We start from the raw sequence: 19,548 nt of genomic DNA, 5'->3' as shown, positions 1-19,548 counted from the left end.
CCCCGTTCCGATCAGCGCTGAGCGATCGGTACGACCTTGCGCTGTTCCGGACCGATGTATTCGGCGCTCGGCCGAATGATCCGGTTGTTGCTGCGTTGTTCGAACACATGGGACGCCCAGCCGGTTACGCGCGAGCAGACGAAGATCGGCGTGAACAGCTTGGTGGGAATGCCCATGAAGTGATAAGCGGAGGCATGGTAGAAGTCGGCGTTGGGGAACAGCTTCTTCTGCTCCCACATGGTTTCGTCGACCGCGACCGATACCGGGTAGAGCACGGTGTCGCCCACTTCGTCGGCGAGCTTCTTTGCCCAGACCTTGATGACTTCGTTGCGCGGGTCGGAGACGCTGTAGATCGCGTGGCCGAAGCCCATGATCTTGTCCTTGCGCTCGAGCATGCCGAGGATCGCTTCACGCGCCTCTTCCGGACTCTTCCACTGCTCGATCATGTCCATCGCCGCTTCGTTGGCGCCGCCATGCAGCGGGCCGCGCAGCGAACCGATGGCACCGGTCACGCAGGAATAGAGGTCGGAAAGAGTCGATGCGCAAACCCGCGCGGTGAAGGTCGAGGCGTTGAATTCGTGCTCGGCATAGAGGATCAGCGAGACGTTCATCACCTTGACGTGCAGGTCGCTCGGCTTCTTGTCGTGCAGCAGCGCGAGGAAGTGGCCACCCAGAGTGTCTTCGTCGCTGGTGCAGTTGATGCGCACGCCGTCGTGGGTAAAGCGGTACCAGTAGCACATGATGGCCGGGAAGGCCGCCATCAGGCGCTCGGCCACGTCGCGCTGCTGGTCGAAGCTGAGCTCCGGCTCAAGAGTGCCGAGCACCGACGAGCCGGTGCGCATCACATCCATCGGATGCGCGCTGGCCGGAATGCGCTCGAGCACTTCCTTCAGTGCCTGCGGCAGGTCACGCATGGTCTTCAGGCGATTCTTGTAATCAGCCAGCTGCTGAGCGTTCGGCAGCTCACCGTAGAACAGCAGGTAGGCGACTTCCTCGAAATCGCATTCGGCGGCCAGGTCGCGGACATCGTAGCCACGATAGGTCAGCCCGGCGCCGGTCTTGCCGACGGTGCACAGGGCAGTCTGTCCGGCGATCTGTCCGCGCAGACCCGCGCCGCTCAATACTTTTGCTTCAGCCATTGCTATCTCCTTATTGGATTTGTTCTGGATACCGCAAATCACGTTGAAAAATGGATCGCAAAGCGCCCGCTGGCAAATCGATCGGGCGCTACTCGTCAGCTCTTCTTCTGGGCGAACAGCGCGTCTAGGTGCTGTTCGAACGCGTGGTAGTTGATGCGATCGTAGAGCTCCATGCGGGTCTGCATGGTGTCGATCACGTTCGCCTGGGTGCCATCACGGCGCAGCGCGGTGTAAACGTTCTCGGCAGCCTTGTTCATGGCGCGGAACGCCGACAACGGATAGAGCACCAGCGACACGTCGACGCTGGCGAGCTGCTCGGTGGTGTACAGCGGCGTGGCACCGAACTCGGTGATGTTGGCCAGGATCGGCGCCTTCACCCGGTCGGCGAAGACCTTGTACATGTCCAGCTCGGTGATCGCCTCGGGGAAGATCATGTCGGCGCCGGCCTCGATGCAGGCGGCAGCACGATCCAGCGCCGAGTTCAGCCCTTCCACCGCCAGCGCATCGGTACGCGCCATGATCACGAAGCTGTCGTCGGTACGCGCATCGACGGCCGCCTTGATGCGGTCGACCATCTCCTGCTGCGAGACGATCTCCTTGTTCGGACGATGACCGCAGCGCTTGGCGCCGACCTGATCCTCGATGTGGATCGCCGCCGCGCCGAACTTGATCATCGACTTGACGGTGCGGGCCACGTTGAAGGCCGAGGAGCCGAAGCCGGTGTCGACATCCACCAGCAGCGGCAGGTCGCAGACGTCGGTGATCCGGCGTACGTCGGTCAGCACATCGTCGAGTCCGGTGATGCCAAGATCAGGCAGACCCAGCGAGCCGGCCGCAACGCCGCCGCCGGACAGATAGATCGCCTTGAAGCCGGCACGCTTGGCCAGCAACGCATGGTTGGCGTTGATCGCACCGACCACCTGCAGGGGATGTTCGCTGGCGACCGCATCGCGGAATCGCTGACCGGGGGTTGGGAGTGTCATGCCTCACCTCTTGGTTGTGGTGTTTGCTCAAGAGCGCCCTTGAAGTGGCGCTCGACATTGCGCTTGGAAGCGGCGATATGGCGGCGCATCAGCAGTTCCGCCAACTCGCCATCGCGCTCGGCGATGGCGTCGAGAATCCGGTGGTGTTCGGCGAAGGCCTGATGCGGCCGGTTCGGCGTCGTTGAGAACTGGATGCGGTACATGCGCACGAGCTGGTAGAGCTCGTCGCACAGCAGTTTGGCCAGCGTGCGGTTGCCGCTGCCCTGGATGATCCGGTAGTGGAAATCGAAGTCGCCTTCCTGCTGGTAGTAACCGACGCCAGCCTGAAATGCCTCGTCGCGCTCGTGGGTGCGCAGTACCCGGCGCAGATCGTCGATCTCCGCCTCGCTCATGCGCTCGGCGGCGAGGCGGCAGGCCATGCCCTCGAGTGATTCGCGAATTTCATAGAGTTCGATCAGCTCGGCGTGGCTCAGCGAAACCACTCGCGCGCCCACATGCGGCACACGAATCAGCAGCTTCTGCCCTTCAAGCCGATGAATCGCTTCGCGCAGCGGTCCGCGGCTGATGCCGTAGGTGCGCGCCAGTTCCGGCTCGGAAATCTTGCTTCCCGGAGCGATCTCACCCTTGACGATGGCAGCCTGGATCAGGCGGAACACGTGCTCGGCAAGCGTGCCACTATCTATCTGTTGCGTTGCCGGGGCGACTTCAACGGTATCCAACATGATTGTCGACAATCTCCAGATCGTTCCGGCGAAACTACGCCTGAAGAAACCCGCAGTCAACAAGAAAGCCGGATGGATTGTCGACACCTTTACTAAAGTCGTAACCATGAAGGCGTCGCTTCGGGTCCTCGCTCGCCGTTGTCCTGTGTTGAAAGCGCCATGCTAGAATGCCAGCCTTTCGCGCCCAGCCCGCTCGCTCGCCACCGCTACCAGACGCGCCAGGCCGTACGTCATTTCCGTTTCGTCCCTTCCCTTAGATATCAGGTCCATGAGAGTAAAAGTTCTATTTCTGCTGCTCTGCATCTCGATCCTGCCCACAGCCACCCAGGCTGCCGACAACACCATCTATGGCCTCAATGAATACGTCGGCCTGCCCGACTTCGGCCTCGAGGTGGAAGCCAAACTCGATACCGGCGCCCAGACCGCCTCGCTCAGCGCCCGGGATATCGAGCGGTTCAAGCGCAACGGCAAATCCTGGGTACGGTTCTACCTGGCTCTGGACGACGCCCACGCGCACCCGATCGAGCGGCCGCTGGCACGAATCAGCAAGATCAAGCGTCGGGCTGGCGACTACGATCCTGAAGAGGAAAAAACCTATACGGCGCGCCCCGTTATCGAGCTCGATCTGTGCATGGGCAAGGCCAAACGCACGATCGAAGTGAACCTCACGGACCGTACCGCTTTCCAATACCCACTTTTGATCGGTTCCGACGCGCTCACCCGCTTCGGCGCCCTGGTCGACCCGAGTCGCACCTTTATTGCCGGCAAACCCGGTTGCCTCAACGAATCTGACGCTGACGAGTAATACCCATGCGCGCTCTCACTCTGCATCTGAAAGTCCTGATCTTCCTGCTCGTCGCATTGGGAGTTTCGATCACCGCTTACCAGATCTTCGTACTGGGCATCCCGGTTACCGAAGATGAAACCGACGACCTGTGGAACATCGACGCGAAGATCGAATTCCAGGCCAGCCCCCGCGAGCCGGTGAAGCTGCAGATGTTCGTGCCGCCGCTGAATCAGGAGTTCGTCAGCCTCAACGAAAGCTTCATCTCCAACAACTACGGCGTCAGCATCAACCGGGCCGACGGCAACCGCCGCGTCACCTGGTCCGCGCGCCGTGCCAGCGGCAACCAGACGCTCTACTACCGCCTTGTGCTCACCAAGCGCTACAGCGGCGAGCAGACCAAGGCGACCGGCCCGATCTTCCGCGACAGCATCCCGGTAGAGGGCCCGGAAAAGATTGCTGCCGAAGCTCTGCTCTCACCGATCCGCCAGCACTCGGCGGACGTCGAGACGTTCATCAGCGAAGCCATCAAGCGTGTCAACAATCCCAACGATGACAACGTCAAGCTGCTGCTCGGCGGCGATGCCTCGATCGCCAACAAGGCCAGCGTCATCGAGTTGCTGCTGTCGATCGCCCATGTCCCGATGGAGCGCGTCCATACCGTCCGGCTGAACGCCGACCAGCCGCAGACGCCCGAGCTCTGGCTGCGCAGCTTCAACGGTGACAAGTGGCTGTACTTCAATCCGGGGACCGGCGAGCAGGGCCTGCCGGCAGACCGCCTGGTCTGGTGGACCGGCAACGAGCCGCTGATCAACCTCGAAGGCGGACGCAACCCGCAGGTGACCTTCACTCTCAACAACAGTGAGATGAATGCCATCCGCCTGGCCAAACTGACCGACGAGAACACCGACGCCGACTTCCTCGAGTACTCGCTGTACGGCCTGCCGCTGCAAACCCAGCAGACCTACCAGATCATGATCATGATCCCGATCGGCGTACTGGTGATCCTGATCCTGCGCAACCTCGGCGGCCTGCAGACCCTCGGCACCTTTACCCCGGTGCTGATCGCCCTGGCCTTCCGCGAAACCCAGATCGGCTTCGGCATCATCCTCTTCACCCTGATCACCGCACTGGGCCTGTCGCTGCGTTCGTATCTGGAGCACCTCAAGCTGCAGATGCTGCCGCGCCTGTCGGTGGTGTTGACCTTCGTCGTGGTGCTGATCGCGGTAATCAGCCTCCTGAGCCACAAGCTCGGCCTCGAGCGCGGGCTATCGGTATCGCTGTTCCCGATGGTGATCCTGACCATGACCATCGAACGCCTGTCGATCACCTGGGAAGAGCGCGGCGGCGGCCACGCCTTCAAGGTCGCGGTTGGCACGCTGATCGCCGCGAGCCTGGCATTCATGTTGATGAACATCCAGGCGCTGACCTACTTCATCTTCACCTTCCCGGCGGTGCTGTTGATCATGGTGGGCTTCATGCTGGCGATGGGTCGCTACCGCGGCTACCGCCTGACCGAGCTGTTCCGCTTCAAAGCCTTTCTGAAGGATTGAGCCATGTTCGGTCTGATCAAGACGTGGAAGGCCCTGGAAGCCAAGGGCATCATGGGCATCAACCGCCGCAATGCGGATTACGTGCTCAAGTACAACAAGCGCAGCCTGTACCCGATCGTCGATGACAAGATCATCACCAAGCAGCGCGCCATCGAGGCCGGCATCCATGTGCCGGAGATGTACGGCATCATCGAGACCGAAAAGGACATCGACAAGCTCAAGGACATCGTCAAGGACCACACGGACTTCGTCGTCAAGCCGGCCCAGGGTGCTGGCGGCGACGGCATCCTGGTGATTGCCGACCGCTTCGAGGGCCGCTACAAGACCGTCTCGGGCAAGATCATGACTCATGAGGAGATCGAGCATCAGATCTCCAACATTCTCACCGGACTCTATTCGTTGGGCGGTCATCGTGACCGCGCACTGATCGAATACCGCGTCACACCGGACCCGATCTTCAAGAGCATCAGCTACGAGGGCGTGCCGGACATCCGCATCATCGTGCTGATGGGTTACCCGGTCATGGCCATGCTGCGCCTGCCGACTCGTCAATCCGGTGGCAAGGCCAACCTCCACCAGGGCGCGATCGGCGTCGGCGTCGACCTCGCTACCGGCATCACCCTGCGTGGCACCTGGCTGAACAACAAGATCACCAAGCACCCGGATACCACCAATGCGGTGGATGGCGTGCAGCTGCCCAACTGGGATGGCTTCATGAAGCTGGCTGCTGGCTGCTATGAGCTCTGCGGCCTGGGCTACATCGGTGTCGACATGGTGCTCGACCAGGACAAGGGTCCGCTGATCCTCGAGCTGAACGCGCGTCCGGGGCTGAACATCCAGATCGCCAACGACTGCGGCCTGACCCACCGCGCCCACGCGGTAGAAAATCGCCTGGAAGAGCTCAAGGCGAAAGGCATTCAGGAAACCGTCGAGGAGCGGGTGAAGTTCTCCCAGGAGCTCTTCGGCCACGTTCCGCCGCACGACTGACCCATTGGCCGGCCCGTGCATCTCGCGGGCCGGCCCATATCGATTCGACCATGCCGACCTGCACGCTGCACGCCCTGCCTTATCTGGCTGACCCCGCCCCATGGTTCGAACGCATCCGCCATGCTTACGGTGCCGTCCTGCTGGATTCCGGCCGACCAAAAGCCGTGCGCGGGCGCTTCGACATCCTCAGCGCTTGGCCAGCGGCACTCTTCGAGCCTGCCCGAAACGAATCGGGGCGCGATTTCTTCCAGCGTTTGCGCCAGGCATTGCACGACCTGGGGCCGGCAGAGCTGCCCGACAACTGCGAACTGCCATTCACGGGCGGGCTGATCGGCCTGCTGAGCTATGACTTCGGCGCGCGCCTGGAAACGCTTCCACATCACGCTCGCGATGACAACAGCCTGCCGCTGGCGCGACTGGGGCTCTATGAATGGGCGCTGATCACTGATCACCAACGTCAGACCAGTCAGCTGCTGTTTCACCCTGCCTGCGCCCCGGTCGACCGCGAGCGCCTGATCCGTCTGTTCGAAGCGACGACGCCCGCCGCAGCCCCGCCGTTCAAGCTGCACGGCCGATTCACTGCGGACATCTCCCGAGACGCCTATCGCCGCGGCATCGAGCGCATCCAGGCGTATATCCAGGCAGGTGACTGCTACCAGGTGAACTACACCCAGCGTTTTCGCGCCACCTGTTCGGGTGATGCCTGGAGTGCCTACAAGGCGCTGCGCAAGGTGTGCCCGACGCCGTTCGCCGGTTTCGTTGCCCTCGACGACGGCGCCATCGTCAGCCTGTCGCCGGAGCGTTTTTTGCGCCTAGAGCGTGGCCTTGTGGAGACGCGACCGATCAAGGGCACGCGGCCCCGCGGCCACGACGAGCAGAGCGATGCCTCACAGGCGCAGGCGCTACTGGCCAGCGACAAGGACCGCGCCGAGAACCTGATGATCGTCGACCTGCTGCGTAACGATCTCGGCCGCAGCTGTCGCATCGGCAGCGTGCGCGTGCCGCAGCTGTTTGCGCTGGAAAGCTACCCCAATGTTCATCATCTGGTGAGCTGCGTCACCGGCGAACTGGCCGCTGACCACGATGCCTTCGACCTCCTCGCCGGCAGCTTCCCCGGCGGCTCCATCACCGGGGCGCCGAAGATCCGCGCCATGCAGATCATCGACGAACTGGAACCTACCCGCCGCTCGATCTATTGCGGGTCGTTGCTCTACATCGATGTCAGAGGAGAGATGGACAGCTCCATCGCCATCCGCACCCTGCTCGTCCGTGATGAACAGGTCAGTTGCTGGGGCGGTGGTGGCATCGTCGCCGACTCGGACTGGCAGTCGGAGTACCAGGAGTCGATCGACAAGGTGAGCGTTCTGATGAGAACGCTGGAAGGGCTGTAAGCTGCGAGCAGATCAGTTTCAGGGACGGGTAACCATCAACTCTCTGAAACCTGCCCCTCGTTGGTACTGCCAACGTGCGGCAGGGCCTGTAGCTGGTGGGCTAAAGCCCACCCTACACAGCGCATCCAGACCCCTTTCTTGCCGCTTATGCCCTGCAGCTCGTGGCTGCGTCAGAGGGCGAGCTTGCGGTTCGACGCCTTGAGAAATTCCTGCTTGAGCGCATCGAAGGTGTGCACCGCCGGGAACTGCGGGAACTCGGCGATGACGTTATCCGGCGCGTGGAACAGGATGCCGGCGTGCGCCTCACTGAGCATGGTCGTGTCGTTGTACGAGTCGCCTGCGGCGATGACGCGGTAGTACAGGCTCTTCAGTGCGATGACCGACTGACGCTTGGGATCCTTCTGGCGCAGCTGATAATCAACCACGCGATCGGTCTCGTCGGTGATCAGGCGATGGCAGAGCAGCGTCGGGAAGCCCAGCTGGCGCATCAGCGGTTGGGAGAACTCGTAGAAGGTGTCGGAAAGGATCACCACCTGGAAGCGCTCGCGCAGCCAGTCGACGAATTCCCGAGCCCCGTCCAGCGGCTTGAGGGTGGCAATGACCTCCTGGATATCGGCGAGCTTCAGGCCATGCTCGTCGAGAATACGCAGGCGCTGCTTCATCAGCACGTCATAGTCGGGGATGTCCCGTGTGGTCGCCCGGAGCGATTCGATTCCGGTGGCCTCGGCAAAGGCGATCCAAATTTCCGGAACCAGCACACCTTCCAGGTCGAGACAGGCTATTTCCACGGGCCACTCCTCAATGCAGAAAATTGAAGGCGGCACTCTAACGGCAGCTCGCAGCCGAAGCAACGCAGGGCTTATACCTGAAAAGGTTGAAAGGCGTACCTAAACGTTATTTAGCGGCATAAACGGCGTTTGCTACCATCCCCGGCCTCAGAGCGCCAAAGCGCCATTGTCATCTATAAGGAAGCCGCCTGATGAGCCCATCCATCGACGTCGCAGCGTTGGCCGCCGCCTACGCCGATAAATCGCCACAAGACGTTCTTAAGCTCGCCTTCGATCTGTTCGGCGATGACCTGTGGATCTCCTTCAGTGGTGCCGAAGACGTGGTGCTGCTGGACATGGCCTGGAAGCTGAACAAGAGCGTCAAGGTATTCACCCTCGATACCGGGCGCCTGCACAGCGAGACCTATCGCTTCATCGAGCAGGTCCGTGATCACTACGGCATCGCCATCGAGATCATGACGCCGGATCCGGCATTGCTGCAGCCGCTGGTCAACGAAAAAGGCCTGTTCAGTTTCTACCGCGACGGCCATGGCGAGTGCTGCGGTATCCGCAAGATCGAGCCGCTGCGACGCAAGCTGTCGACCGTCCGTGCCTGGGCCACCGGCCAGCGGCGCGACCAGAGCCCGGGCACGCGCAGCCAGGTTGCGGTGCTGGAGCTGGATAGCGCGTTCTCGACGCCGGACAACGCTCTATACAAGTTCAACCCGCTGGCGCAGATGACCAGCGAGGAAGTCTGGGGTTACATCCGCATGCTGGAAATCCCCTACAACAGCCTGCACGAGCGGGGTTTCATCAGCATTGGCTGCGAGCCCTGCACCCGTCCGGTTCTGCCGAACCAGCACGAGCGCGAAGGACGCTGGTGGTGGGAGGAAGCGACGCATAAGGAATGCGGGCTGCACGCCGGCAATCTGATCGCCAAAAGCTGACCGCACACCGTAGCGGTAAAAACCTCTGACGGGTTGGACAAACTCTCAACCCGTTTCAGCCGATTAGTATGTCGGCAGCTGCATTCCGTCGAACAACTCGTCCAGTTCCGCCTTGTTGCGGCACTGGATGGCCTTCTCCAGCATGTCCCGATTCAGATGCGGGGCGAACTGCTGGATGAAGTCGCACATGAAGCCACGCAGGAAAGTGCCGCGGCGGAAACCGATCTTGGTCACGCTGGACTCGAACAGCTCACTGGCATCGAGCACCACCAGATCCGAATCCAGGTTCGGGTCCACCGCCATGCGCGCCACGATCCCCACTCCCAGCCCGAGCCGGACATAGGTCTTGATCACGTCCGCGTCGGCCGCAGTGAAGACCACCTTCGGCACGAGACCGCGATGGCCGAAGGCTTCGTCGAGCTTGGAGCGCCCGGTGAAACCGAACACGTAGGTCACGATCGGGTGCTCGGCCAGCGCTTCCAGAGTGAGCCTGTCCAGCTTCGCCAGCGGATGACCGCGAGGCACGATCACGCAGCGGTTCCAGCGATAGCAGGGCATCATCACCAAGTCGCCGAACAGCTCCAGCCCCTCGGTGGCGATGGCGAAATCAACCGTGCCATCGGCGGCCATTTCGGCGATCTGCATCGGCGTGCCCTGATGCATGTGCAGCGAAACGTCCGGGTACTGCTTGATGAACCTACTGATCACTTGGGGCAGCGCATAACGTGCCTGGGTGTGGGTAGTGGCGATGCTCAGGGTGCCCTTCTTTTCGTTGGAGAACTCCTGGGCGATCTGCTTGATGCTTTCGCACTTGCGCAGGATTTCGCCGGCCGTGGTGATGATCCGCTCCCCCGCCGGTGTCACTCGCGTCAGATGCTTGCCGCTGCGGGCGAAGACCTCAACGCCGAGTTCGTCCTCCAGCAGGCGAATCTGTTTGCTGATACCCGGTTGCGAGGTGAACAGGCTCTGGGCGGTTGCCGAAACGTTGAGGTCATGGTGCGCCACTTCCCAGATGTAACGCAGTTGTTGAAGCTTCATAGAAATCCCTCAAGGCAAAGGCACCACTGCGCCTGCCGCAACACTTATAACCTTATGAACGGTGCGCCAACGGATGATAGATGTTCCGTCCGGCTTTTGCTGTGCGACCTTTGGTCTGACTCGCCGCGACTGCCGTTGAGCTTAGCAGCGCGGTGAAAACCGGACCCGGCGTTTGCGTCAGGCGCCGTTACGCTGCTCCAGAAAACGCAACAGGCGATAGAGCATTTCGGTGCAGGGCATGGAGACGCCCTGCTGAGCCGCCGCGGCAAGTGGCGCCGCATAGATCGCCTCGAGCTCCATCGGCCGATTCTGGAAACGGTCGTGGTACATGCTGGGCAGATAGTCGGGCATCCGCGCGGTCCCCATCAGCAGCTTTTCCGGGAAGTCCTCGGGCAGCGAACACCCCAGCGCCTGCGCCGCGGTGCAGACCTCCTGCATGATGGCCTTGGTCTGCGCCCGCGTATCGTCACTGGCCAACAGCGACTGGGTACCAGCGTCAAGCAGAGCCGAGAGGCCGTTGAACGGGACGTTCCACACCAGCTTCATCCAGCGCGCTTGCGCGAGGCTGGGCATCGGCGAGGAATCTACTCCGGCCTGCCGCAGCATCTCGGCCATTTCGCCCAATAGTGCCTGCTGCGCCTGCGGATCCAGGGCGGCAGGCCCCGAATGGTAGCCAAGGTTCACCCCACCCAGCGCCTGGTGTTCGACGACGCCCGGTGCAGAGCGATGTGCACAGATCGCGCAAAGCCCACCCAGCAGGTGCACGTTCTCCGGCAGGAACGGCCTGAGCACATCCTCCACGCCCAGCCCGTTCTGCAGCACCACTACTTTGCAGCCAGGCGCAGCGACCTGGGCGATGACTGGCGCCAGTTCCTGATTACTGGTGCTCTTCGCCCCGACCAGCAGCCAGTCGCATTTCGGCATCAGGGCGGCATCGCGGTAGATCTGCGGCTGCTCGAGCAGCAGCGGCCCGTGCACCGCACTATTGACCTGCAGACCCCGGGCAAGCACGGCATCGTATTCGCTGCGCAGCAGGAAATGCACATCGAAGCCCGCGCGCGCCAGCATCAGGCCGTAGAAACCTCCGATGGCGCCGGTGCCGATGATGCCTATACGTGGATTGGCTGCAGACATACGCACTCCAGATCAGGCGGCTGGCCGCGTCCATCGCGCCAACCGGTTGAAAACCTGAACGATAGCAGCCCGGCGATGCGCATCACAGCGTCCCGCTCGGCGTTGCGAAGTTCGACAGGCGGATCGCCCCAAATACGCTATCAATCTCGTTGTCGATTCATCCCTTTAGCGCTAAGGTTCCGTTTCCCCGCTGCGCCCTCAAGCCCTGTTCCGCCGCACCGGGATCGCTGGCGGACGGCTCCCGTGATTCCTGACGAGTGACAAATGGCTGATTTACCAATCGACGACCTCAACGTTGCGTCCAACGTGACCCTGATCACGCCGGAGCAATTGAAGCGTGAAATCCCGCTGACCGCCTCGGCATTGCAGACCGTCTCCCACGGGCGTCAGGTCGTACGCGACATTCTCGACGGCAAGGATCACCGCCTGTTTCTGGTGATCGGCCCCTGCTCCATCCATGACCTGAAAGCCGCCCATGAGTACGCCGAGCGCCTAAAGGTACTGGCGGAAAAGGTCTCCGACAGCCTGTTCCTCGTCATGCGCGTGTATTTCGAGAAGCCACGCACCACGGTCGGCTGGAAAGGCCTGATCAACGATCCCTACATGGATGATTCATTCAAGATCCAGGATGGCCTGCACATCGGTCGCAAGCTGCTGCTCGATCTGGCGGAAATGGGCCTGCCCACCGCCACCGAGGCGCTCGACCCGATCTCTCCACAGTACCTGCAGGACCTGATCAGCTGGTCGGCCATCGGCGCACGCACCACCGAATCACAGACGCACCGCGAGATGGCGTCCGGGCTGTCCTCTGCGGTCGGCTTCAAGAACGGCACCGACGGCAGCCTGACTGTCGCCATCAACGCGCTGCAGTCGGTTTCCAGCCCCCATCGTTTCCTTGGCATCAACCAGTCCGGCGGTGTCTCCATCGTCACCACCAAGGGCAACAACTACGGCCACGTGGTGCTGCGCGGCGGCAATGGCAAGCCCAACTACGACTCGGTCAGTGTTGCGCTGTGCGAACAGGAGCTGAACAAGGCCGGCATTCGGCCGAACATCATGATCGACTGCAGTCATGCGAACTCCAACAAGGATCCCGCGCTGCAGCCGCTGGTCATGGAGAACGTCGCCAACCAGATTCTTGAAGGCAACAGCTCGATTGTTGGCCTGATGGTCGAAAGCCACTTGAACTGGGGCAATCAGGCGATCCCGAAGGACCTGTGCGACCTCAAGTACGGCGTCTCCATTACCGACGCCTGCATCGACTGGGATACAACCGAGAAGGCAGTCATGAGCATGCACAACAAGCTCAAGGACGTGCTGCCCAAACGGCAGCGCAGCTGAAACGAAAAACGCCGGTCTCCGGCGTTTTTTCATTCAACTCAGCGACCACCCACGTTCGGGCGATGGCGCTCGATATAACGTTCGACATAAGAGCACGACGGGATCACCTGATAGCCCTCGCGCTCGGCATACTCGAGCGCATGCTGCACCAGAATCGCCGCGATGCCCTTGCCGCGCAGGGCGTCGGGCACGTAGGTGCGATACATGTCTAATGTCTGCTTGCCTAGATCGACATATGCCAGGTAAGCACAGTCACCATCGATCTCAGCCTCGAAGCGATGGCCAGCCTGGTCGTGGCGAACGCGCACCGTATCGCTCATCTCGTCTCCTCAGCAGGTTGCCCTGTCTTCTTGTTCTCCGATTAGCTGGGGCGCACGTCACTGCATCCGCCTACAACTTGCATAGGCTGTCTTTTCTACCTGTTTCCGTGCAATTCGGCCAGCCTCCGATTGATCATTATTTGTTCGGTGTAATAGCGGAACTTTCTTTCAACGAGTGGATCATGCAACTAGAAGCTCCAAGTGAACGAGCCAGGCGTTGGCTGTTTTTTATCCAACTTGCCTCGCCAAGCATCAAAGCAGCGGCCAATTGAAAAAAAACCCTCGGCGCCGCTGTCGGCTCAGTTTACTTAAGCTAAGTTATAGGTAGTATGTGCGCGCAAACTTTCCATAACGGAAGTTGCTTTATGGATTTCCACCTTAAGGGGAACAAGATGAACAACGTTCTGAAATTCTCTGCTCTGGCTCTGGCCGCAGTTCTGGCTACCGGTTGCAGCAACAGCATGACCAAAGAAAGCGAAGCTCGCCTGGCCGCGACCGAAGACGCCGCTGCCCGCGCCCAGGCTCGCGCTGACGAAGCGTACAGCAAGGCCGACGAAGCTCTGGCCGCCGCTCAGAAGGCTCAGCAGACTGCTGACGAAGCCAACGAGCGTGCTCTGCGTATGCTGGAACGCGCCAGCCGCAAGTAAGCTTCACGAAATGAAAAAGCCGACCTTTGCAGGTCGGCTTTTTTTTGCCTCCAGATAGAGCCTCAGAACAGCTGATCGTTCTGAGCGGCCACCTCGACCTCGTTGCGCTGCTCGGCGATCTGGATAGGCAGACCGTCTTCGCCTGCGATGATTTCACGCACCATCTCCCAGTCCAGGTGCAGATTGCCGGCCGCCTCGTCACGCTTGAGCAAGGTATTGATGACGATGGCGTGCTTATCCATCAGGGTCAGCGACTTTTCCTCGTTCTCTTCCAGCGGGGCATGCGCTTCAAGATAGACCTTGCCATCGCTGACACCGAACTTGTAAGGCTCGTCGATAATCCGTACCGGCGTGCCGACCTTAACCATCTTTGCCAGCTCAAGCACGTTGTGATTGAGCATGCGGAAGCACCCATGGCTGACGCGCATGCCAATGCCGAACTTCTTGTTCGAGCCGTGGATGAGGTAGCCCGGCAGGGCCAGGCTCATCTTGTAAGGGCCGAGGGGGTTGTCCGGACCTGGCGGCACGACGGTAGGCAGCGGATCGCCATCGGCGGCGTGCTCCTCACGAATCGACTGCGGCGGATACCAGGCCGGATTGCTGGTCATTGCCGAAATGCGCGTATTGCCAACAGGCGACCCCCATCCTTCACGGCCGATACCCAGCGGGAACGTGTGCACCACGTTCTGGCCTTCCGGGTAGTAGTACAGGCGGTACTCGGCGATGTTTATCACGATACCCTGGCGAGGTCCCGGTGGCAGGATGAAGCGGGTCGGGAGAATGATGTCCGTCCCCTCTCCCGGCAACCACGGATCGACCCCCGGGTTGGCCGCGACCAACTCCAGATAGCCAAGATCGTGGGCTTCACCGATGGCAGCGAAGGTATCTTCGTACTTCGCCTTGATGACCTGGATCTGACCGACGACATCGTCACCCTCGGGCGGCAATGGCAGCTCAAGTGCGGCGCACGTGCCTGCCGATAACAGCACAGCGAATGACAGACAGGAGGCGACAGCGGACGCGCGCGAGAGCATTCGGAGAATCCTTGGAAAATGTGGCTTAGTAAAATGACGACGATTGTACTTGAAGCCGCGGAAACAGTGACCTACCAGGCAGCCGTGGCGGACGGAAGGCCTTTGCGTCGCGCCTCCAGCAACTGGCGACAGTTGGGACACAGCTGCCGATCCTTCAGCGTAGCCCGCTCGAGCTCCCTCCAGCGCGGCTGAGCCGGCAGCAAACCGCCACACAGGGTGCGGTCGGCATTGCCGTTCAGTTCCAGCTGCCGCAACGCCAGGTGCAGTCGATTCTCGCGGCAGGCGAACATGTCGTACTGCTCGTCCGGCACGATGAGTCGATAAGCGTAAAGGGTCCTGGCTGAGCGCGACATCTGAGGCTCCAATCGAGGGCGCGACAGTAGCTGCGCCCACGCATCAAAGCAAGGGTTCGAGTGCCGGCCAGACCGTCTCCAGCAGCTGACCCTGCGCCTCGGCCGTCGGGTGAATGCCATCGGCCTGCATCATGCCGCTGACGCCGCCGACGCCATCCAGCAAGAACGGCACGTAAGCAACGCTTTTCTCCGCTGCAAGCGAGTCGAATGCATCGGCAAATGCGCGGGTGTAGCGCTGCCCCAAATTAGGCGGCATGCGCATCCCGAGCAACAGAACCTCGGCACCCGCTTCGCGGCTGCGATCGATCATGTCGGCAAGATTCTGTTTCAATTGCACAGGTGATTGCCCACGCAATCCGTCATTGCCGCCCAGCTCCAGAATGACCACTTCAGGGGTATGTTCCTCAAGCAGCGGATCGAGCCTGGCAAGCCCGCCAGCCGTGGTATCGCCACTGATGGAGGCGTTCACCACAAGCCAGGATTCATCGCCCTCGACGAGGCGTTCCTGCAGCAGATGTACCCAGCCCTGGCTGGTTTCCAGCCCGAAAGCGGCGCTGATACTATCGCCGACCACCAGTACGGTTCCGGCCAGGGCTCCCTGAGTCCAGCACAGCAGCGCCAGGGCCCCGCATTTCAGCCACCTTCGCATCGGATTCCCTCATGAGCGGCAATATTCTCGACGCCCGGAACCTTAACAAAGTGGTACCCAGCGCGGAAGGCGAGCTGAGCATCCTGGCCGACCTCTCTTTGCAGCTGGCCAAGGGCGACAGCCTGGCCATCGTCGGCACCTCAGGGTCGGGCAAGTCGACACTGCTCGGCCTGCTGGCCGGGCTCGATCTACCGAGTTCGGGCGAAGTTCATCTGGCCGGCCATGCGCTGGCGGCGCTCGACGAAGACCAGCGGGCGCGGGTGCGTGCCGAACACGTCGGCTTCGTCTTTCAATCGTTCCAGCTGCTCGACAGCCTCAACGCCCTGGAGAATGTCATGCTGCCGCTGGAGCTGGACGGGCGCCGCGACGCTCGCGAGCGCGCCACCGAGCTGCTCTCTCGCGTCGGCCTGGGCGAGCGCCTGCAGCATTATCCCCGCCAGCTATCCGGTGGCGAGCAGCAACGCGTCGCACTGGCCCGCGCCTTCGCCGCCGAGCCCGAGGTGCTGTTTGCCGACGAACCCACCGGCAACCTCGACACCCATACTGGCGCGCATATCACCGAACTGTTGTTCGAGCTTAACCGCGAGCGCGGCACGACCTTGGTGCTGGTCACCCACGACGAGCGCCTGGCCAGGCGCTGCCATCGCGTGCTTCGCCTCGAGGGCGGGCGCCAGATCGCCAGCGAGACGAGCGAATGATGGGCCTACCCAAGGCGCGCCTGTTCGCTCTGGCTTACCGGCAGTTGCTGCGCGACGCTCGCGCCGGCGAGTTGCGCGTGCTGTTTTTCGCCCTGTTGATCGCCGTCGCCGCCAGCACCGCCATCGGCTATTTCGGTGCACGCCTGAACGACGCCATGCTGCTGCGGGCCAGCGAGTTCCTTGGCGCCGACCTGGTGCTGGGCGGCAGCGCACCCGCCTCGGCGCAACAGATCGACGCCGGCAAGGCACAGGGGCTGGAACATGCCCAGGTGGTCGAATTTTCCAGCGTCATCGCCACCGACCAGGACTTGCAGCTCGCCAGTGTCAAAGCGGCCAGCAGCAGCTATCCCCTGCGCGGCGCCTTGCGCAGTGCGGCGCAGCCCTACGGCGCCGAAGAAGCCGGTGCCGGTCCGGCCCCTGGTGAAGCCTGGGCCGAGGCCAGGCTGTTCGCCGCCCTGGACCTGGCAATCGGTGACGACATCGAAGTCGGCAACAAGCTGCTGCGCCTGACCCGCGTGTTGACCTACGAGCCCGATCGGGTCGGTGATTTCTACAGCCTGACGCCACGCGTGCTGATGCACCTGGACGATCTTGCCGCGACCGGTGTCGTCCAGCCTGGCAGCCGAGTGCGCTACCGGGAGCTCTGGCGCGGCGAAAGCGCTGCACTGGCGGCTTACCAGCAGGCACTGCAGCCCGGGCTGCAAGCCCATCAACGCATCGAAACCGCCGGCGACAGCAACCGGCAGATAGGGGGCGCACTGGGCCGTGCGGAACGCTATCTGAACCTTGCGAGCCTGGCTGCGATTCTGTTGGCGGGCGTTGCCGTCGCGCTGTCGGCTGCCCGCTTCGCCACGCGCCGCTTCGATGCCAGTGCGCTGCTCCGCTGTCTGGGCCTTTCCCGCCATGACGCGCTGCTGCTCTATACCTTGCAACTAGGCATGCTTGGCCTGCTGGCCAGCCTTGTCGGCGCCCTGCTCGGCTGGGCCGCACAGCACGGGCTGTTCTACCTCCTGCGCGATCTGCTGGCGCAGGAGATTCCCCCCGGCGGCATCTGGCCCGCCGCAGCCGGTGTGGCCACGGGTCTGGTGGCACTGGCGGGCTTTGCCCTTCCGCCATTGGCAGGACTGGGTCGCGTACCACCATTGCGGGTACTGCGCCGCGACCTGCTGCCGGTGCCACCCAGCGCCTGGCTGGTGTACGGCACGGCGATCCTGGCCCTCGGCCTGATCATGTGGCGGCTGAGCCTGGACCTGAAGATCACCCTGGCTCTGCTGGGCGGCGGCCTGCTTGCCACACTGGTGCTGGGAGGCCTGTTGCTGCTCGGCCTGAAGGGTATGCGTCGCCTGCTTGCCGGCGCTTCGCTGAGCTGGCGGTTGGGTCTGGGTCAGCTGCTGCGGCATCCGCTTGCAGCGGCGGGACAGGCGCTTGCCTTCGGCCTGATCCTGTTGGCCATGGCACTGATCGCCCTGTTGCGCGGCGAGCTGCTGGACACCTGGCAGGACCAGTTGCCGGACGACGCACCCAACCATTTCGTACTCAACGTCTTGCCTGCAGAAAAGGATGCCTTCGCCGAGCGAATCGACGCACTCTCCAGCCATGCCGCGCCGCTGTATCCGGTGGTGCCGGGCCGACTCGTGGCGATCAATGGCGAGCCGGTCCACCAGCTGGTCAGCAAGGAGTCCCAGGGCGAACGCGCGATTCGTCGCGATCTCAGTCTGACCTGGTCGGCCGACCTGCCCAACGACAATCATCTGGTGGCTGGCCAGTGGTGGCATGAGCGGACCGAGGCGGAGCTGCCAGGCGTGTCCGTCGAGGCCGAACTGGCCGAAAGCCTGCAGCTGAAGCTGGGCGACCAGCTGAGCTTCACCATAGGCGGGCTGACGCGTGAGGCTCGCGTCACCAGCCTGCGCGAGGTCAACTGGGACAGCTTCCAGCCCAACTTCTACATGATCTTCGAGCCCGACACCCTGCAGGGCATGCCGGCCACCTACATGACCAGCTTTCACCTGCCACCAGGCAACGAGCGCGAACTGGTGGAGCTTGCGCGGGCGTTCCCGTCGGTGACCCTGCTCCAGGTGGAGGCGCTGCTGGCCCAGCTACGCAGCATCCTCGCGCAGGTCTCGCTGGCGGTGGAGTACGTACTGCTGTTCGTGCTGGCGGCGGGGCTGGCCGTGCTCTTCGCCGGTCTGCAAGCGACACTGGACGAACGCATCCGCCAGGGTGCGCTACTGCGTGCGCTAGGGGCCGAACGGCGTCTGCTGCTGAGGGCGCGCCGGGCCGAGTTCGGATTGCTCGGCGCTGCCAGCGGCCTGCTTGCCGCGCTTGGCTGCGAACTGGTGAGCGCCCTGCTCTATCACTATGCGTTCGACCTACGCTGGCAGCCGCATCCCTGGCTGTTGTTAATGCCGCTGATCGGCGCGCTGCTGGTCGGCAGCGCCGGGCTGATCGGCACGCGTCGCGCCCTCAACGCGAGCCCGCTGAGCGTACTGCGCGAGAACTGAAGCGCTACAATCGGCGCTTTTGCAGCGAGGTCGGAATTCAATGAGCCGTTATCGCCCACCCCGCCCGGCCGGCACGCCGCTGATCACACCAGAAGGCGAGGCCCGGCTGCGCGCCGAATTGCACGAACTGTGGCATGTCAGGCGACCACAGGTTACCCAGTCGGTCAGCGAAGCCGCCGCCCAGGGCGACCGTTCGGAGAACGCCGAGTACACCTACGGCAAGAAGATGCTGCGCGAGATCGACAGCCGTGTTCGCTTTCTGACCAAGCGTCTGGAAAAGCTGAAAGTCGTCAGCGAACGACCCAGCGACCCCAACAAGGTGTACTTCGGTGCATGGGTGACGCTCGAGGATGAAGACGGTGAGCAGGCGCGCTACCGCATCGTCGGTCCCGATGAGCTGGACCTGCGCCAGGGCATGATCAGCATCGATTCACCCCTCGCCCGCGCACTGGTCGGCAAGGCGCTGGACGCCGAGGTGCAGGTGCAGACGCCGACCGGAACAAAGCTCTGGTACGTCGTCGCCATCGATTACCCATGACCAGGCAGTCAGATACAGAACA

20 protein-coding genes are annotated in these 19,548 nt (G+C 62.3%); 10 read left to right on the top strand and 10 right to left on the bottom strand.

Features of this window, described 5'->3' with window-relative positions:
* Positions 1-11 precede the first annotated feature (11 nt).
* From prpC to NAO55_RS05485, 3 genes are all read right to left on the bottom strand, one after another.
* Positions 12-1,139: a bifunctional 2-methylcitrate synthase/citrate synthase gene (gene prpC / locus NAO55_RS05495; RefSeq protein ID WP_063543076.1), complete on the bottom strand. Its 1,128-nt coding sequence runs from the start codon at positions 1,137-1,139 to the stop codon at positions 12-14.
* Between the two features lie 95 nt (positions 1,140-1,234).
* Positions 1,235-2,122 carry a methylisocitrate lyase gene (gene prpB, locus NAO55_RS05490; RefSeq protein WP_063543078.1) on the bottom strand — a complete coding sequence of 296 codons (888 nt, stop codon included), beginning with the start codon at positions 2,120-2,122 and terminating at the stop codon, positions 1,235-1,237.
* Positions 2,119-2,844: a GntR family transcriptional regulator gene (locus tag NAO55_RS05485; protein ID WP_063543080.1), complete on the bottom strand. Its 726-nt coding sequence runs from the start codon at positions 2,842-2,844 to the stop codon at positions 2,119-2,121. The genes prpB and NAO55_RS05485 overlap by 4 nt, the downstream gene beginning before the upstream one ends.
* A 268-nt stretch (positions 2,845-3,112) precedes the next feature.
* On the opposite strand from NAO55_RS05485, the gene rloA reads away from it, so the two are divergent.
* The 4 genes from rloA to pabB are packed head-to-tail and all read left to right on the top strand — an operon-like array spanning position 3,113 to position 7,559.
* Positions 3,113-3,649: a retropepsin-like aspartic peptidase RloA gene (gene rloA, locus NAO55_RS05480; RefSeq protein ID WP_063543082.1), complete on the top strand. Its 537-nt coding sequence runs from the start codon at positions 3,113-3,115 to the stop codon at positions 3,647-3,649.
* A gap of 5 nt (positions 3,650-3,654) precedes the next feature.
* Positions 3,655-5,181 carry an osmotic stress tolerance membrane protein RloB gene (rloB, locus tag NAO55_RS05475; protein ID WP_063543084.1) on the top strand — a complete coding sequence of 509 codons (1,527 nt, stop codon included), beginning with the start codon at positions 3,655-3,657 and terminating at the stop codon, positions 5,179-5,181.
* A gap of 3 nt (positions 5,182-5,184) precedes the next feature.
* The gene (locus tag NAO55_RS05470; RefSeq protein ID WP_102841161.1) at positions 5,185-6,168 is read left to right on the top strand and encodes an alpha-L-glutamate ligase-like protein; all 984 of its coding nucleotides are present in this window, start codon (positions 5,185-5,187) and stop codon (positions 6,166-6,168) included.
* 50 nt (positions 6,169-6,218) lie between these two features.
* Complete coding sequence (gene pabB, locus NAO55_RS05465; protein WP_102841162.1) at positions 6,219-7,559, top strand: aminodeoxychorismate synthase component I; 1,341 nt, start codon at positions 6,219-6,221, stop codon at positions 7,557-7,559.
* A gap of 170 nt (positions 7,560-7,729) precedes the next feature.
* On the opposite strand, the gene thrH is transcribed toward pabB, so the two are convergent.
* A complete protein-coding gene (gene thrH / locus NAO55_RS05460; protein ID WP_102841163.1) occupies positions 7,730-8,347 on the bottom strand; it encodes a bifunctional phosphoserine phosphatase/homoserine phosphotransferase ThrH in 618 nt (205 codons plus the stop codon).
* A gap of 191 nt (positions 8,348-8,538) precedes the next feature.
* Between thrH and NAO55_RS05455 the strand changes: the two genes are divergently transcribed.
* The gene (locus tag NAO55_RS05455; protein ID WP_102841164.1) at positions 8,539-9,273 is read left to right on the top strand and encodes a phosphoadenylyl-sulfate reductase; all 735 of its coding nucleotides are present in this window, start codon (positions 8,539-8,541) and stop codon (positions 9,271-9,273) included.
* 63 nt (positions 9,274-9,336) lie between these two features.
* On the opposite strand, the gene cysB is transcribed toward NAO55_RS05455, so the two are convergent.
* Both cysB and NAO55_RS05445 read right to left on the bottom strand, forming a co-directional pair.
* A complete protein-coding gene (gene cysB / locus NAO55_RS05450) occupies positions 9,337-10,311 on the bottom strand; it encodes an HTH-type transcriptional regulator CysB (protein WP_102841165.1) in 975 nt (324 codons plus the stop codon).
* Between the two features lie 177 nt (positions 10,312-10,488).
* On the bottom strand, positions 10,489-11,445 hold the full coding sequence (locus NAO55_RS05445; protein ID WP_102841166.1) for a putative 2-dehydropantoate 2-reductase: 957 nt from the start codon (positions 11,443-11,445) through the stop codon (positions 10,489-10,491).
* A 264-nt stretch (positions 11,446-11,709) separates the two neighbouring features.
* Here NAO55_RS05445 and NAO55_RS05440 point away from each other — a divergent pair, with 264 nt between their 5' ends.
* On the top strand, positions 11,710-12,786 hold the full coding sequence (locus NAO55_RS05440; RefSeq protein WP_102841167.1) for a 3-deoxy-7-phosphoheptulonate synthase: 1,077 nt from the start codon (positions 11,710-11,712) through the stop codon (positions 12,784-12,786).
* Between the two features lie 38 nt (positions 12,787-12,824).
* On the opposite strand, the gene NAO55_RS05435 is transcribed toward NAO55_RS05440, so the two are convergent.
* Positions 12,825-13,106: a GNAT family N-acetyltransferase gene (locus tag NAO55_RS05435; protein WP_063543100.1), complete on the bottom strand. Its 282-nt coding sequence runs from the start codon at positions 13,104-13,106 to the stop codon at positions 12,825-12,827.
* A gap of 392 nt (positions 13,107-13,498) precedes the next feature.
* Here NAO55_RS05435 and NAO55_RS05430 point away from each other — a divergent pair, with 392 nt between their 5' ends.
* On the top strand, positions 13,499-13,753 hold the full coding sequence (locus NAO55_RS05430) for an Lpp/OprI family alanine-zipper lipoprotein (RefSeq protein ID WP_102841442.1): 255 nt from the start codon (positions 13,499-13,501) through the stop codon (positions 13,751-13,753).
* Positions 13,754-13,815: 62 nt separating this feature from the next.
* On the opposite strand, the gene NAO55_RS05425 is transcribed toward NAO55_RS05430, so the two are convergent.
* The 3 genes from NAO55_RS05425 to NAO55_RS05415 form a co-directional block, all read right to left on the bottom strand.
* Positions 13,816-14,787 carry a L,D-transpeptidase family protein gene (locus NAO55_RS05425; RefSeq protein ID WP_102841168.1) on the bottom strand — a complete coding sequence of 324 codons (972 nt, stop codon included), beginning with the start codon at positions 14,785-14,787 and terminating at the stop codon, positions 13,816-13,818.
* Positions 14,788-14,858: 71 nt separating this feature from the next.
* Positions 14,859-15,140: a hypothetical protein gene (locus NAO55_RS05420; protein ID WP_063543104.1), complete on the bottom strand. Its 282-nt coding sequence runs from the start codon at positions 15,138-15,140 to the stop codon at positions 14,859-14,861.
* Positions 15,141-15,183: 43 nt separating this feature from the next.
* The gene (locus tag NAO55_RS05415) at positions 15,184-15,789 is read right to left on the bottom strand and encodes an arylesterase (RefSeq protein ID WP_102841169.1); all 606 of its coding nucleotides are present in this window, start codon (positions 15,787-15,789) and stop codon (positions 15,184-15,186) included.
* 11 nt (positions 15,790-15,800) lie between these two features.
* Here NAO55_RS05415 and NAO55_RS05410 point away from each other — a divergent pair, with 11 nt between their 5' ends.
* From NAO55_RS05410 to greB, 3 genes are read left to right on the top strand one after another with little or no spacing between them, the layout of a single operon-like run.
* Positions 15,801-16,487 (top strand): ABC transporter ATP-binding protein, encoded by a 687-nt coding sequence (locus NAO55_RS05410; RefSeq protein ID WP_011913160.1) that lies wholly within the window; start codon positions 15,801-15,803, stop codon positions 16,485-16,487.
* Positions 16,487-18,988, top strand: a complete 2,502-nt coding sequence (locus tag NAO55_RS05405; protein ID WP_102841170.1) for an ABC transporter permease — start codon at positions 16,487-16,489, stop codon at positions 18,986-18,988. The genes NAO55_RS05410 and NAO55_RS05405 overlap by 1 nt, the downstream gene beginning before the upstream one ends.
* A 40-nt stretch (positions 18,989-19,028) precedes the next feature.
* Positions 19,029-19,526: a transcription elongation factor GreB gene (gene greB / locus NAO55_RS05400; RefSeq protein ID WP_013982722.1), complete on the top strand. Its 498-nt coding sequence runs from the start codon at positions 19,029-19,031 to the stop codon at positions 19,524-19,526.
* Positions 19,527-19,548 lie beyond the last annotated feature (22 nt).

This window comes from Stutzerimonas frequens, from assembly GCF_024448335.1.
Taxonomy (GTDB): domain Bacteria; phylum Pseudomonadota; class Gammaproteobacteria; order Pseudomonadales; family Pseudomonadaceae; genus Stutzerimonas; species Stutzerimonas frequens.
Note: the sequence above shows the minus strand (reverse complement) of the source record. Positions and strands in the feature narration are given on the sequence as shown.

Excerpts from the sequence above, each read along its gene's own strand:
- prpC (WP_063543076.1), bottom strand. The coding sequence starts at position 1,139 with ATGGCTGAAGCAAAAGTATTGAGCGGCGCGGGTCTGCGCGGACAGATC.
- prpB (WP_063543078.1), bottom strand. The coding sequence starts at position 2,122 with ATGACACTCCCAACCCCCGGTCAGCGATTCCGCGATGCGGTCGCCAGC.
- NAO55_RS05485 (WP_063543080.1), bottom strand. The coding sequence starts at position 2,844 with ATGTTGGATACCGTTGAAGTCGCCCCGGCAACGCAACAGATAGATAGT.
- rloA (WP_063543082.1), top strand. The coding sequence starts at position 3,113 with ATGAGAGTAAAAGTTCTATTTCTGCTGCTCTGCATCTCGATCCTGCCC.
- rloB (WP_063543084.1), top strand. The coding sequence starts at position 3,655 with ATGCGCGCTCTCACTCTGCATCTGAAAGTCCTGATCTTCCTGCTCGTC.
- NAO55_RS05470 (WP_102841161.1), top strand. The coding sequence starts at position 5,185 with ATGTTCGGTCTGATCAAGACGTGGAAGGCCCTGGAAGCCAAGGGCATC.
- pabB (WP_102841162.1), top strand. The coding sequence starts at position 6,219 with ATGCCGACCTGCACGCTGCACGCCCTGCCTTATCTGGCTGACCCCGCC.
- NAO55_RS05455 (WP_102841164.1), top strand. The coding sequence starts at position 8,539 with ATGAGCCCATCCATCGACGTCGCAGCGTTGGCCGCCGCCTACGCCGAT.
- cysB (WP_102841165.1), bottom strand. The coding sequence starts at position 10,311 with ATGAAGCTTCAACAACTGCGTTACATCTGGGAAGTGGCGCACCATGAC.
- NAO55_RS05445 (WP_102841166.1), bottom strand. The coding sequence starts at position 11,445 with ATGTCTGCAGCCAATCCACGTATAGGCATCATCGGCACCGGCGCCATC.
- NAO55_RS05440 (WP_102841167.1), top strand. The coding sequence starts at position 11,710 with ATGGCTGATTTACCAATCGACGACCTCAACGTTGCGTCCAACGTGACC.
- NAO55_RS05435 (WP_063543100.1), bottom strand. The coding sequence starts at position 13,106 with ATGAGCGATACGGTGCGCGTTCGCCACGACCAGGCTGGCCATCGCTTC.
- NAO55_RS05430 (WP_102841442.1), top strand. The coding sequence starts at position 13,499 with ATGAACAACGTTCTGAAATTCTCTGCTCTGGCTCTGGCCGCAGTTCTG.
- NAO55_RS05425 (WP_102841168.1), bottom strand. The coding sequence starts at position 14,787 with ATGCTCTCGCGCGCGTCCGCTGTCGCCTCCTGTCTGTCATTCGCTGTG.
- NAO55_RS05420 (WP_063543104.1), bottom strand. The coding sequence starts at position 15,140 with ATGTCGCGCTCAGCCAGGACCCTTTACGCTTATCGACTCATCGTGCCG.
- NAO55_RS05415 (WP_102841169.1), bottom strand. The coding sequence starts at position 15,789 with ATGCGAAGGTGGCTGAAATGCGGGGCCCTGGCGCTGCTGTGCTGGACT.
- NAO55_RS05410 (WP_011913160.1), top strand. The coding sequence starts at position 15,801 with ATGAGCGGCAATATTCTCGACGCCCGGAACCTTAACAAAGTGGTACCC.
- NAO55_RS05405 (WP_102841170.1), top strand. The coding sequence starts at position 16,487 with ATGGGCCTACCCAAGGCGCGCCTGTTCGCTCTGGCTTACCGGCAGTTG.
- greB (WP_013982722.1), top strand. The coding sequence starts at position 19,029 with ATGAGCCGTTATCGCCCACCCCGCCCGGCCGGCACGCCGCTGATCACA.